Below are 13273 nucleotides of genomic sequence, written 5' to 3' on the forward strand. Positions count from 1 at the left end.
TCACGACAGATCCACCACTTCCAGTCTCTTGGCGTCGACCGCCTCGGCGATCGCGGTCCGCACGTCGGCGGGAACGTCACGATCGAGGCGCAGCAGGATCGTGGCACCGGGACCCTCGGCGTCCTCGCTGAGCTGCGCGGCGTGGATGTTGACGTCCGCACCGCCGAGCAGCGTGCCGATCTTGCCGAGCGCACCGGGCTGATCGATGTAGTTGACGATCAGGTTCACGCCCTCGGCGCGCAGATCGAAGTTGCGGCCGTTGATCTGGACGACCTTCTGGACCTGCTGCGGTCCGGTCAGGGTGCCCGCCACGTTGGTCACCGAACCGTCGGAGCCGACCGCCCGCACGTCGACGACACTGCGGTGGTTGGGGCTCTCCGACGCGGTCGTGATCTCGGCCTGCACTCCGCGCTCGGCGGCCAGTGCGGGCGCGTTGACGAACGTCACCTGCTGATCGGTCACCGTGGAGAACAGCCCGCGCAGCGCCGAGAGCCGCAGCACCTCGACCTCTTCGGAGGCGAGCTCACCACAGACCCGCACCGACAGCGTGGTCGTCGGCTCGGTGGCCAGCGTGCCGGCGAGCAGCCCGAGCTTGCGGACCAGATCCAGCCACGGCGCCACCTCCTCGCCGACGGCACCGCCGCCGACGTTGACCGCGTCGGGGACGAACTCTCCGGCCAGCGCCAAGCGCACGCTCGCCGCGACGTCGGTGCCCGCACGGTCCTGGGCCTCGGCGGTCGACGCCCCCAGATGAGGGGTGACGACGACCTGCGGCAGCTCGAACAGCGGGCTGTCGGTGCACGGTTCGGTGGAGAACACGTCGAGGCCCGCGGCGCGGACGTGCCCGCTGCTGACGGCGTCGGCCAGCGCCTGCTCGTCGATCAGGCCGCCGCGCGCCGCGTTGACGATGATCACGCCGGGTTTGGTCTTGGCCAGCGCCTCGCGGCCGATCAGCCCCGCGGTCTCCGGCGTCTTGGGCAGATGCACCGAGATGAAGTCGGCGCGCTCCAGCAGCTCGTCGAGGGTGAGCAGTTCGATGCCCAGCTGCGCGGCGCGCGCGTGCGAGACGTAGGGGTCGTAGGCCACCACGTGGGTGCCGAACGCGGCCAGTCGCGCGGCCACCAGCTGGCCGATGCGGCCCAGCCCGACGACGCCGACGGTCTTGCCGAAGATCTCGGTGCCCGAGAACGACGACCGCTTCCAGGTCTTCTCGCGCAGCGTCGCGTCGGCGGCCGGCACCTGACGTGCGGCCGAAAGCAGCAGGGCGATCGCGTGTTCGGCGGCGCTGTGGATGTTCGACGTCGGCGCGTTGACGACGAGCACACCGCGTGCGGTGGCGGCGTCGACGTCGACGTTGTCGAGCCCGACGCCCGCGCGGGCAACGATCTTGAGTTTGGGGGCGGCGGCCAACACCTCGGCGTCGACGGTGGTCGCCGAGCGGACCAGCAGGGCTTCGGCCTCGGGGACGGCGGCGAGCAGTTTCTCGCGATCCGGACCGTCCACCCAGCGCACCTCGACCTGGTCACCGAGGGCGGCGACGGTGCTCTCCGCGAGCTTGTCGGCTATCAGTACAACAGGAAGACTCACCCGGTCAGCCTAAAGGTCGCTAGTTTCGGAGCCTCGGGCAGGATACGGGCAATTGCGCCGACGCGGGAGGTCATCGACAAAGTGGACATCACCGTCGTCGGCAGTGGTCCGAACGGGCTGGCCGCCGCGGTCATCTGTGCGCGTGCCGGGTTGCGGGTGCGCGTCATCGAGGGCCAGCCCACCGCCGGTGGCGGAGCGCGCACGGCCACCGACCCCGACTACCCCGGCATCCGGCACGACGTGTGTTCGGCGGTGCACCCGCTCGGGGTGGCGTCACCGTTCTTCGCGGCCTTCGATCTGGCCGCACGCGGGGTGGAGTTGATCGCCCCGGAGGTGTCCTACGCCAACCCGTTGCCGGGTCGGCCCGCCGCCGTCGCGTACCGGTCCCTGGAGCGGACCTGCGCCGAACTCGACGACGGCGACTCGTGGCGCCGGTTGTTCAGTCCGCTCGTCGAGCATGTCGACGGGGTGCTCGGCTTCTTCCTCGGCGACAAGCGGTCGCTGCCGCCGGATCTGCCGACGACGGTGCGCACCGGGCTGCGGGTGCTGGCCCACGGCAGCCCGGTGTGGGGGGCGCTGCGCGGGGAGGACGCCAGGGCGCTGTTCACCGGGGTCGGCGCGCACGCCATTCACCGGGTTCCTTCGCCGGTGAACAGCGGGGCGGGTCTCATGCTGGGCACGGTCGCCCACACCGCGGGCTGGCCCGTGCCGGTCGGCGGCACCCAGCGCATCGCCGACGCGCTGATCGCCGATCTCGAGGCGCACGGCGGCGAACTGGTTCTCGGCGAACCGGTCACCACCCCGCCGGACGGGGTCACCATTTACGACACCGCGCCGACCGCACTGCTGTCGATCTACGGCGATGCGGTCCCGCCGCGCTACGCAAAGGCGCTGCGTCACTACCGGTACGGGCCCGGGGTGTGCAAGGTCGACTTCGTGCTCTCCGGGGAGATCCCGTGGCGCGACGCGCGGCTACGCGACGCGGCCACCGTCCACATGGGCGGCAGCCGGGCCCAGATGGCGCTGGCCGAGAAGGAGGTCGCGGCGGGACGGCACGCCGAGTGGCCGATGACGCTGGCGTCGCTGCCGCACCTGGTGGATCCGTCGCGCATCGACGCGCAAGCCCGCAGGCCGCTGTGGACGTACGCGCATGTCCCGTCGGGCTCGCAGGCCGATCTCACCGAGACGATCACCGCGATGTTCGAGCGCGCCGCCCCGGGTTTCCGCGATCTGGTCGTCGCGGCCCGCTGCGTCCCCGCCGCCCAGATGAGTGGGCACAACGCCAATTACGTCGGCGGCGACATCATCGTCGGCGGGGCGACGCTGTTCGGGGCGATGGTCGGCCCGACGCTGCGGCTCAATCCGTGGACGACGCCGATTCCGAAGGCCTACCTGTGTTCGTCGGCCACCCCGCCCGGCACCGGGGTGCACGGGATGGCCGGCTACTACGCCGCGCGCACGGTGCTGCGCCGTGAGTTCGGCATCAAGGAGATGCCGAGCCTCGCCCCCTGAAACGCGAATTCGGTGTAGTTGGTTGCGCTCACCGCAACCAACTACACCGAAATCGAAGAGAGTTAAGCGGTTTCGGTGATCGGCCGGTCGACCCAGCTCATCAGGTCGCGCAGCTTCTTGCCGGTGACCTCGATCGGGTGCTCGGCGTTCTGCTTGCGCAGCCCCTCGAGCTCCTTGTTACCGCCCTCGACGTTGGCGACCAGGCGCTTGACGAACGTGCCGTCCTGGATGTCCTTGAGGATGGCGCGCATCCGCTCCTTGGTGTCGGCGTCGATGACGCGCGGACCCGACAGGTAGCCACCGAACTCCGCGGTGTCGGACACCGAGTAGTTCATCCGGGCGATGCCGCCCTCGTACATCAGGTCGACGATCAGCTTGAGCTCGTGCAGCACCTCGAAGTACGCCATCTCCGGCGCGTAGCCGGCCTCGACCATGATGTCGAAGCCCGCCTTGACGAGCTCTTCGGTGCCACCGCACAACACGGCCTGCTCGCCGAACAGGTCGGTCTCGGTCTCTTCCTTGAAGTCGGTCTTGATGACGCCGGCGCGGGCGCCACCGATCGCGGCAGCGTAGGACAGCGCGAGCGCCTGGCCCTCACCCTTGGGGTCCTGGTGGACGGCGATCAGGCAGGGCACGCCCTTGCCGTCGACGAACTGGCGGCGCACCAGGTGGCCCGGCCCCTTGGGGGCGACCATGCCGATGGTGACGTTGGCCGGCGGCTTGATCAAACCGAAGTGGATGTTGAGGCCGTGGCCGAAGAACAGCGCGTTGCCGTCCTCGAGGTTCGGCTCGATGTCGTTCGTGAAGATCTCGGCCTGTGCGGTGTCAGGAGCCAGCAGCATGATCACGTCGGCCCACTTGGTCACCTCGGCCGGGGTGCCGACCTCGAGGCCCTGCTCGGTGACCTTCTCGCGCGACTTCGACCCCTCCTTGAGGCCGACCTTCACCTCGACGCCGGAGTCGCGCAGGCTCAGCGAGTGCGCGTGCCCCTGGCTGCCGTAGCCGATGACGGCGACCTTGCGTCCCTGGATGATGGACAGGTCGGCATCATCGTCGTAGAACATCTCAACTGCCACTGGTTTTTCCTTCTCTGACTTGCGGTTTGGGATCTACTTGGCGGCGCCGATGCCACGCGGACCGCGCGACAACGACACCACCCCGGACTGCACGATCTCACGGATGCCGTACGGCTCGAGCACCCGGAGTAACGCGTCGAGCTTCTCTTGCGTTCCGGTGGCCTCGACGGTCAGCGATTCGGTCGACACGTCGACGACCTTCGCGCGGAACAGGTTCACCGCCTCGATGACCTGACCGCGGGTGGCGGCATCGGCGCGCACCTTGATCAGCGCGAGTTCGCGTGCCACCGAGTTCGTCTCGTCCTGTTCGACGATCTTGATCACGTTGATCAGCTTGTTGAGCTGTTTGGTGACCTGCTCGAGCGGGGCCTCGTCGGCGCTGACGACGATCGTCATCCGCGACATGTCCTTCTGTTCCGTCGCGCCGACGGCCAGGGACTGGATGTTGAAGCCGCGCCGCGAGAACAGCGCCGCGATCCGGGCGAGCACACCCGGTTTATCCTCGACGAGCACCGACAGGGTGTGGGTGCGGACGTTCTCCGCCATCAGGCATGCCCTTCTTCGTTGTCGTCGAACAGCGGCCGGATGTCGCGCGCGGCCATGATCTCGTCGTTGCTGGTGCCTGCAGCGACCATCGGCCACACCTGCGCGTCGGCGCCGACGGTGAAGTCGATGACCACCGGACGGTCGTTGATGGCCTGCGCCTGGCGGATCACCTCGACGACGTCCTCGGAACGCTCACAACGCAATCCGACACAACCCAGCGCCTCGGCCAGCTTGACGAAGTCGGGGATGCGGCGCGAGTGGGTGGCCAGATCCGTTTGGCTGTACCGCTCTTCGTAGAACAGCGTCTGCCACTGCCGGACCATGCCGAGGTTGCCGTTGTTGATCAGCGCCACCTTGATCGGGATGCCCTCGATCGCACAGGTCGCCAACTCCTGGTTGGTCATCTGGAAGCAGCCGTCACCGTCGATGGCCCACACCTCGGTGTCCGGGCGGCCCATCTTGGCGCCCATCGCGGCGGGCACCGCGTAGCCCATGGTGCCCAGACCGCCGGAGTTCAGCCACGTCTTGGGTTTCTCGTAGGAGATGAACTGCGCGGCCCACATCTGATGCTGCCCCACCCCGGCGACGTAGATCGCGTCGGGGCCGGCGAGCTTGCCCAGCTGTTCGATGACGTACTCGGGCGACAGGCTGCCGTCGCTCTGCGGTCCGTAGCTCAGCGGGTAGGTGGACTGCACCTCGCGCAGGTAGGTCCACCAGCCGTCGATCGACAACGCGCCGATCGTGCCGTCCTTGCGCAGCGCCTCCACCAGCTCGATGATCACGGCCTTGACGTCACCGACGATCGGCACGTCGGCGTGGCGGTTCTTGCCGATCTCGGCGGGGTCGATGTCGGCGTGGATGACCTTGGCGTCAGGGGCGAACGAGTCCAGCTTGCCGGTCACCCGGTCGTCGAAGCGGGTGCCCAGCGCGATGAGCAGATCGCTGCGCTGCAGGGCGGCCACCGCGGCGACGGTGCCGTGCATGCCCGGCATGCCGAGGTTCTGCGGATGGCTGTCGGGGAACGCGCCGCGCGCCATCAGCGTGGTGACGACGGGGATCCCGGTCAGCTCGGCCAGGTCGAGCAGCTGCTCGCTCGCCTCGCCGCGGATGATGCCGCCGCCGACGTAGAGGACCGGTTTGCGGGCGGCGGCGATCAGCTTGGCGGCCTCGCGGATCTGCCGGTTGTGCGGTTTGGTGTTCGGCTTGTAGCCGGGCAGGTCGATCTGCGGCGGCCAGCTGAACGTGCACTGTCCCTGCAGGATGTCCTTCGGGATGTCGACGAGCACCGCGCCGGGCCGTCCGGTCTTGGCGATGTGGAACGCCTCGGCCAGCGCGCGCGGGATGTCATCGCCGTTGCGGACCAGGAAGTTGTGCTTAGTGATCGGCATCGTGATGCCGGAGATGTCGGCTTCCTGGAAGGCATCGGTGCCGATCAGCCCGCGGCCGACCTGCCCGGTGATCGCCACGACGGGGATCGAGTCCATCTGTGCGTCGGCCAGCGGGGTGACCAGGTTGGTCGCGCCCGGACCGGAGGTCGCCATCATCACGCCGACCTTGCCGGTGGCGTGGGCGTACCCGCTCGCGGCGTGTCCGGCGCCCTGCTCATGGCGGACCAGCACGTGGCGCAGCTTCTGCGAGTCGAACAGCGGGTCGTAGACCGGGAGCACCGCGCCGCCGGGGATGCCGAAGATCGTGTCGACGTCGAGCTCCTCCAGCGACCGGATGACTGCCTGGGCGCCGGTCATCTGCTCGGGCGCCAGGGTGCGGGGGCGCATCGTCTTCGGGCTGGTCGACTGGACGGCCGACACGGCCTGCTCCGTCTCGGGGGGTGTCGCGGGCCGGTGCGGTGGTCGCGTGGTCGGTGCGCTCACGGTGTCCTCTTGTCTGGATGGTGGAATCGGCACGTTCTCGGGCAGAAAAAAACCCCCGACAGCGGAGTCGCTGTTCGAGGGTGGCGCGTCGATGTGGTGGCTATGCCCGGCAGAGGGCCAGCGCGGCATCAACGCGCCAACCAAGTACTACGAAAATCTCCGGGGTCTGCATGACACTCGACGGTAGCCTCTGCACTGCTCACTGGTCAAATTGCCTCGCGGGTGCGAACGCCGGCCGGCGGCGGTGCCAGAATCGGTGGCGTGAGCACTTCTGACCCGTCGGCCCCGGTCGTCATCCGGATCCCGCGCACCGCCTATCTCGCGGTCGGTTTCTTCACGCTGGGGCTGATGTCGATCGTGCTGGCCAATCCGCGCTGGTTCACGGTGCTGCTGGTCATCCCCGTGGTGGGAGTGCTGTTCATCATGCGGTTGCGGACAGTGGCCGACCGCGACACCGTCACCGCGCGCTACCTGTGGGGCAGCCGCACCATGGCGTGGGACGACATCGAAGGGCTGCGGTTCAGCAAGGCGAACTGGGCGCGGGCCAAGCGCCGCGACGGCAGCGAGATGCGGTTACCGGCCGTGACGTTCGCCACGTTGCCGACGCTGACCGCGGCCAGCGGCGGACGGGTGCCCAACCCGTACCGTTGAGACGGTCACGCCAAGGGGTTCGCGCCGTTGAGCAGGATCCACATCGCTACACCCAACCCGATCCCGAGTAGCAGCGCGACGAACGAGCCGACGAACGGTCTGCGCGCCCAGCCCCGGCCCGCGTCGAAGCCGTAGCGACCGGGTCCGGTCAGGACCAGCGCGGCGGCGATCACGATGAGCGTCACCTGGAACTCGAACCCGTCGGGCAGGAAGAACGGGAATCCCGCCTCCGACTGGCCGGCGACTCCGGCGAGCAGCGCGTTGATCAGGTAGGCCAGCGCGACCGCGGCGGCCACCGGCGTGAACAACCCGAGGACCAGCAGCAGACCCGCGCCGATCTGGGCGACGGCGCCGACGTAGGTCAGGATGTTCGCGTGCTGGTAGCCGACCTCGGCCAGCGACTCCTGGAAGCCGCCCAGACCCGGGCCGCCCCACCAGCCGAACGCCTTCTGCAGGCCGTGGCCGATGAGCAGGACACCCAACCCGACGCGCAGCAGCATCAGACCGAGGTCCTGGGTACCGCGGCGGCGGGCCGCCTTGACCTGTTCGCCGGTGAAGTCGTGGCCGATCTCCGACGGTTCGGCCCCGTACGGCATCACCGGAGGACCGGCGTGCGGCTGCACGTAGGGCAGCGGCTCTGGGTCGTTCATGAGGTTGAACACCGGCGGCGGCGGCGCGGGTGCGCCCTTGTCGGCGTCGTACCGCGGGATCGCGGTGGTCTCGAAATCGCCGCCGTAGGTCGACGACGGCAGGTCGTCTTCGGGGTCGACCAGGCTTGCCGAAGTCGGCCGGGCCGGATCGTCGGGCCGTTGCCAGGTGCGTGCGTCCTGGGGGTGACTGGTCACGTGGGCCAGGGTAAGTGCAGATCACCGCGGAATCGTGTATTTACCTCGGCGCTTCTGGGCAAGTCGTTTCGGCGAGCAGACACAGAATCGCGTGAATTGCGCCCCGGGAACGCGAATCTGTGTCTGGTCGCGGGTCGGAAATGACCGCCGTGGCGCGTACGGTCGCGCGATCCGTAATCTGGCCAGCATGAGAACGCGCCGGCCGCTTCGCGCAGTGGCAGCACTGATGTGCGTCACCGCGCTGGCCGCTCCCGCGTGTGCCCGTTTCGACGGTGCGCAGTCGCAGCCGTTCACCACCGAACCCGAACTGCGCCCGGGCCCGACGTCCACGCCCCCGCCCCCTCCTCCCCTGCCCGCCAAACCGTTCCCCAAGGAGTGTCCGGCGCCCGGGGTGATGCAGGGGTGCCTCGAGAGCACGAGCGGGTTGATCATGCTGCCGGACAGCCAGTCCGCACTGGTCGGCGAGCGCACCACCGGCGCGGTCAAAGAGGTGTCGGTGCGCGCCGAACCGAAGGTGAAGACGACGATCCCGGTCGATCCGTCCGGTGACGGCGGCTTGATGGACATCGTGCTGTCCCCCACGTACAAGCAGGACCGGCTGATGTACGCCTACGTCAGCACCCCCACCGACAACCGGGTGGTCCGCATCGCCGACGGCGACGTGCCCAAACCGATCCTGACCGGCATCCCCAAGGGCGCCACCGGCAACACCGGTTCCCTGATCTTCACCAGCCCGACGACCCTGCTGGTGCAGACCGGCGACGCGGGGGATCCGGCTGCGGCGGCGGATCCGGCGTCGCAGGCCGGCAAGGTGCTGCGGATCGAACAGCCCACCACGGTCAACCAGGCGCCGACCACCACCGCGATGAGCGGGATGGGGTCCGGGGGCGGGATGTGCATCGATCCGTCCGACGGGGCGCTGTACGTCACCGACCGCACCCCGACCGGCGACCGGCTGCAGAAGATGACCAAGGATTCGAAGATCTCCACGGTCTGGACGTGGCCCGACCGGCCCGGGGTCGCCGGCTGCGCCGCCCTGGACGGTGCGGTGCTGGTCAACCTCGTCAACACCAAGCAGACCGTCGCGGTGCGGCAGGCGCCCGACACCGGCGCCGTGACCGGCGAACCCGAGGTGGTCCGGCAGGACACCCGCGGTCACGCGTGGGCGCTGGCGCTGTCGGCGGACGGCAATGTGTGGGGTGCGACGGTGAACCGGACCGCGGGCGACGCCGAACGGCTCGACGACGTGGTGTTCCCGCTGTTCCCGCAGGGCGGCGGATTCCCGCGCACCAACGCCGACAACACCTGACGTTCGACCCGTAATGTACTTCTCGTTCGTGAGAAGCGCATTACCGGTGGAGGTCGGCTGTGGCGGGACGTTGTGCGGGCAAGATCGCTCTGGTCACCGGCAGCAGCCGGGGTCTCGGTGCGGCCATCGCGACGCGGTTGGCCGCCGAGGGCGCCACGGTGGTCCTGACCGCGCGCACCATGGAGCCGGATCCGAAGTACCAGGGGTCGCTGCGCGAGACGCGTGACCGGATACTCGCCGCAGGCGGCAGCGCGTTCGCGTTCCCGGCGGACCTGTCGCACGCCGACGAGCGCGACCAGCTGTTCGCCGAGACCGTCGACACCGTCGGGGCGCCGGACATCCTCGTCAACAACGCGGCGGTGACGTTCCTGCGGCCGCTGTCCGGCTTCCCTGACAAACGGGTCCGCCTGATGTTGGAGATGCATCTGCTCGCGCCACTGCACCTGTGCCAGTTGGTGATTCCCGCCATGCGCGAGCGCGGCCGTGGCTGGATCCTCAACGTGACGTCGGTGGGCGGCGACCTGCCGCAGGGGCCGCCGTTCTCCGACTTCGACCGCACCGCGGGCTTCGGTGTCTACGGCACCGCGAAGGCCGCGCTCAACCGGTTGACGAAAAGCCTTGCCGCAGAACTGTTCGACGACGGGATCGCGGTCAACGCGGCGGCGCCGACCAACCCTGTCGCCACGCCGGGAGCGGGCACGCTCGACCTGGCCAAGACCGACACCGAGGACATCGCGCTCATCACCGAGACCGCGGCGATCCTGTGTAGCGGTGATCCGGCGACGCTGACCGGTCGGATTGCGCACACTCAGTCGTTCCTGGCGGAGATGGGCCGGCTGGGTGGCTGAGGTCGACCTCGGCGCACTGCGGGAGCGGTTGGCATCGGGGGGGATCGCGGAGGTGGTGCCGCTGGCGGGCGGCGCGTCGAGTCTGACCTTCCGCGCCCGGATGGGTGAGCGGCCGGTCGTCGTGAAGGTGGCACCGCCCGGACACGCGCCGGTCGGGCACCGGGACGTGCTGCGGCAGGCGCGGATGATCCAGGCGCTCGCGGCGACGGACGTGCCGGTGCCCGAGGTGGTGTGGACCGACGCCGACGCGCCGCCGTTGTTCGCGATGACGTTGATCGACGGCGAGACCTTCGAGCCGTTGTTCGACGACTGTGCACCTGCCGAACCCGCTGTGCCACAACGGTTCCGGAACGCGGCGCGGGTGCTGGCCGCGCTGCACCGGGTCGCGCCGGCCGACCTCGGACTCACCGGTGAACCGGTGGGCGACGCCGCAGCGGAGATCGACCGGTGGTCGGCCACGCTGCGCACCGTCGACCAGGATCTGGCGCCCGGCTGGGAGGACGTACGGGACACCCTGCGCGCCAGTGTGCCCGCCCCGATGCGGTCGAGCGTGGTACACGGCGACTTCCGGCTCGGCAACTGCGTGGCGACCGGGGCGCGGATCGCCGCGGTGATCGACTGGGAGATCTGGTCGGTCGGCGACCCGCGCATCGATGTCGGGTGGTTCCTCGCCAACGCCGATCCGCACACCTACCGCCGGTCCACCCCGCACGAAGGTCTGGCACCGTCGGTGGCCGAGTTGGCCGACTGCTACCGGGGCGCGCTCGGCGACGAGGTGCCCGATCTCGCCTGGTTCACCGCGCTGGCGTGTTTCAAGTCGACGGCCACCTGGTCGCTCATCGTCAAGCACAACCGCCGGAAGCCCGCTCCCCGTGCGGAATTCGAGGCGATGGCGCCGGTGCTGCCCCGGCTGCTGGAGCGGACGCGCGCGCTGCTCGGCTAACGCGGGATGCCGGCCAGCTTGTCGGCGAACTTCGCCTCGGCAGCGGCCTTGAGCCGCAGCAGGTGCTCCGACGGGAACGTGTCCGGGGCGGGTTCGACGCCGGCGAGCAGCAAACGGGCCAGCGTCACCTTGTGCACCTCGGTCGGACCATCGGCCAGCCCGAGCACGAACGACTCGGTGAGGTACTGCACGAACGGCATCTCGTGCGACGTGCCGAGCGAACCGTGGATCTGCAGCGCACGGGCCGACACGTCGTGCAGCACCTTCTGCATCATCGCCTTGACCGCCGAGATGTCGGCGCGCACCGCCTTGTAGTCGTTGTACTGGTCGATCTTCCAGGCGGTCTGCAGGGTCAGCAGCCGGAACGCCTCGATCTCCATCCACGAGTCGGCGACCATCTCCTGAACCATCTGCTTGTCGGAGAGCAGACCGCCCTGCGTGTACCGCGACACCGCGCGTTCGGTGATCATGTCGAAGATCCGCCGCACCAATCCGACCGTCCGCATGGCATGGTGGATGCGGCCGCCGCCGAGCCGGGTCTGGGCCACCACGAACGCACCCCCGCGCGGCCCCAGCATGTGGTCGGCGGGCACGCGCACGTTCTCGTAGCGCACATATCCCTCGCGTCCGCCACCGCCGAGCGGCTGATAACCCAGGCCGACGTCGCGCACGACGTTGACACCGGGCGTACCGCCGGGGATGACGAACATCGAATAGCGCTGATACGGCGGCGCATCCGGATCGGTCATCGCCATCACGATGATGAACGAGGCCTTCGACGCGAACGACGAGTACCACTTCTCCCCGTTGATCACCCAGTGGTCGCCATCGGGTTCGGCGGTGGTGGTGAAGACCTTCGGATCGGCCCCACCGTGCGGTTCGGTCATCGAGAAGCACGAGATGATGCGGTTGTCGAGGAGGGGTTCGAGGTAGCGCTGCTTGAGCTCGGGGGTGCCGTAATGGGCGAGGATCTCACTGTTGCCGGAATCGGGCGCCTGCGAACCGAATACGATCGGCGCACACTCCGAGCGACCCAGGATCTCGTTCAGCAGTGCCAGTTTCACCTGTCCGTAGCCCGGTCCGCCGAGGTGCGGTCCGAGATGAGTGGCCCACAGACCGCGCTCCTTCACGATCTGCTGCAGCGGCGGGATCAACGCCTGGCGCACCGGATCATCGAGGTCGTGCGACTCCTTGACGATCAGGTCGATCGGTTCGCATTCCGACCGCACGAACTCGTCGACCCACTTCAGTTGTTCGGCCCATTCCGGGTCGGTCGAGAAATCCCACGCCATCGACGCGTCCTCCTACTTCCCTGCCCACCGCTGCCGGCGCGCGGCAGCGTCGTCGGTCGCATGGGCCAGCACCTGGTTGCGGTTCTCCAACTCGAGCGCGGCGGTCAGATCCGCGGCGTCGGTGTTGACCTGCAATGCGCGTTTGGTCAGTTCGACACCCAGCGGCGCCAGACCCGCGACGTGCCCGGCCAGTTCGATCGCACGGTCGACGAGGGTGTCGGCCTCGACGATCTGGCTGACCAGCCCGCGGCGGTCGGCCTCCTCGGCGGCCACGGTACGGCCGGTCAGCATCCAGTCCGCGGCGACACTCGTGCCGACGATGCGCGGGAGGTGGTAGCTCATCCCCATCTCCGCACCGGAGAGTCCGAGCAGGATGGCCGCGTTGCCGAATGACGCTGCGGGCGAACAGATCCTGATGTCGGCCGCCAGGCACAGTGCCATCCCGGCGCCGACGCAGGGACCGTTGACCGCGGCGATCACCGGTTGCGGCAGCGCGCGGACCGCCTGGGGCAGCGCCGCCATGGACTCCTGGAAGCGCATCCGGTCGATGGCGGGTGCGTCCGCGTCGAGCATGCCCGCACCGAAATTCCGGACGTCGAGGCCGGAGCAGAAACCGCGGCCCGCCCCGGTGAGCACGACCGCGCGGACGGTGCGGTCACCGGCCAGCGTGTCGAGGGCCTGGCGCAGTTCGGTCCGCATGACGTGGTTGATCGCGTTGAGCCGGTCGGGCCGGTTGAGGCGTAGCAGCGCCACACCGTCGGCGGGGTGGTCGACGCCGATGGTCTCGGGCATG

General features: G+C 69.1%; 12 protein-coding genes. 5 read left to right on the forward strand and 7 right to left on the reverse strand.

Annotated elements, in window-relative coordinates; all coding sequences use genetic code 11:
* Window positions 1-1587, reverse strand: a complete 1587-nt coding sequence (gene serA, locus AU194_RS21875; RefSeq protein ID WP_059091367.1) for a phosphoglycerate dehydrogenase — start codon at window positions 1585-1587, stop codon at window positions 1-3.
* An 81-nt stretch (window positions 1588-1668) separates the two neighbouring features.
* On the opposite strand from serA, the gene AU194_RS21880 reads away from it, so the two are divergent.
* On the forward strand, window positions 1669-3099 hold the full coding sequence (locus tag AU194_RS21880; RefSeq protein ID WP_197417704.1) for an NAD(P)/FAD-dependent oxidoreductase: 1431 nt from the start codon (window positions 1669-1671) through the stop codon (window positions 3097-3099).
* Between the two features lie 62 nt (window positions 3100-3161).
* Here AU194_RS21880 and ilvC read toward each other — a convergent pair whose 3' ends face one another.
* From ilvC to AU194_RS21895, 3 genes are read right to left on the reverse strand one after another with little or no spacing between them, the layout of a single operon-like run.
* Entirely contained in the window at window positions 3162-4163 is a 1002-nt protein-coding gene (ilvC, locus tag AU194_RS21885; protein ID WP_197417708.1) for a ketol-acid reductoisomerase, read from the reverse strand.
* Between the two features lie 45 nt (window positions 4164-4208).
* Window positions 4209-4721 (reverse strand): acetolactate synthase small subunit, encoded by a 513-nt coding sequence (gene ilvN / locus AU194_RS21890; RefSeq protein ID WP_059091369.1) that lies wholly within the window; start codon window positions 4719-4721, stop codon window positions 4209-4211.
* Entirely contained in the window at window positions 4721-6592 is a 1872-nt protein-coding gene (locus AU194_RS21895; RefSeq protein WP_059091370.1) for an acetolactate synthase large subunit, read from the reverse strand. The genes ilvN and AU194_RS21895 overlap by 1 nt, the downstream gene beginning before the upstream one ends.
* Before the next feature lie 261 nt (window positions 6593-6853).
* Here AU194_RS21895 and AU194_RS21900 point away from each other — a divergent pair, with 261 nt between their 5' ends.
* Entirely contained in the window at window positions 6854-7243 is a 390-nt protein-coding gene (locus AU194_RS21900) for a PH domain-containing protein (RefSeq protein ID WP_059091371.1), read from the forward strand.
* A gap of 5 nt (window positions 7244-7248) precedes the next feature.
* Here the strand turns inward: AU194_RS21900 and AU194_RS21905 are convergent, their stop codons facing one another.
* Complete coding sequence (locus AU194_RS21905) at window positions 7249-8088, reverse strand: DoxX family protein (protein WP_059091372.1); 840 nt, start codon at window positions 8086-8088, stop codon at window positions 7249-7251.
* Between the two features lie 226 nt (window positions 8089-8314).
* On the opposite strand from AU194_RS21905, the gene AU194_RS21910 reads away from it, so the two are divergent.
* The 3 genes from AU194_RS21910 to AU194_RS21920 are packed head-to-tail and all read left to right on the forward strand — an operon-like array spanning window position 8315 to window position 11188.
* Window positions 8315-9397, forward strand: a complete 1083-nt coding sequence (locus AU194_RS21910) for a PQQ-dependent sugar dehydrogenase (protein WP_157576382.1) — start codon at window positions 8315-8317, stop codon at window positions 9395-9397.
* 59 nt (window positions 9398-9456) lie between these two features.
* Window positions 9457-10245 (forward strand): SDR family NAD(P)-dependent oxidoreductase, encoded by a 789-nt coding sequence (locus AU194_RS21915; protein WP_059091374.1) that lies wholly within the window; start codon window positions 9457-9459, stop codon window positions 10243-10245.
* A complete protein-coding gene (locus tag AU194_RS21920) occupies window positions 10238-11188 on the forward strand; it encodes a phosphotransferase family protein (protein ID WP_059091375.1) in 951 nt (316 codons plus the stop codon). The genes AU194_RS21915 and AU194_RS21920 overlap by 8 nt, the downstream gene beginning before the upstream one ends.
* Here AU194_RS21920 and AU194_RS21925 read toward each other — a convergent pair.
* Together AU194_RS21925 and AU194_RS21930 are read right to left on the reverse strand one after the other, a co-directional pair.
* Window positions 11185-12480: an acyl-CoA dehydrogenase family protein gene (locus tag AU194_RS21925; protein ID WP_059091376.1), complete on the reverse strand. Its 1296-nt coding sequence runs from the start codon at window positions 12478-12480 to the stop codon at window positions 11185-11187. The two genes, AU194_RS21920 and AU194_RS21925, sit on opposite strands and share 4 nt — an antisense overlap.
* 12 nt (window positions 12481-12492) lie before the next feature.
* Window positions 12493-13272: an enoyl-CoA hydratase/isomerase family protein gene (locus AU194_RS21930; RefSeq protein WP_059091377.1), complete on the reverse strand. Its 780-nt coding sequence runs from the start codon at window positions 13270-13272 to the stop codon at window positions 12493-12495.
* Between the last annotated feature and the right edge of the window lies 1 nt (window position 13273).

Source organism: Mycobacterium sp. GA-2829 (assembly GCF_001499965.1).
Lineage (GTDB): Bacteria > Actinomycetota > Actinomycetes > Mycobacteriales > Mycobacteriaceae > Mycobacterium.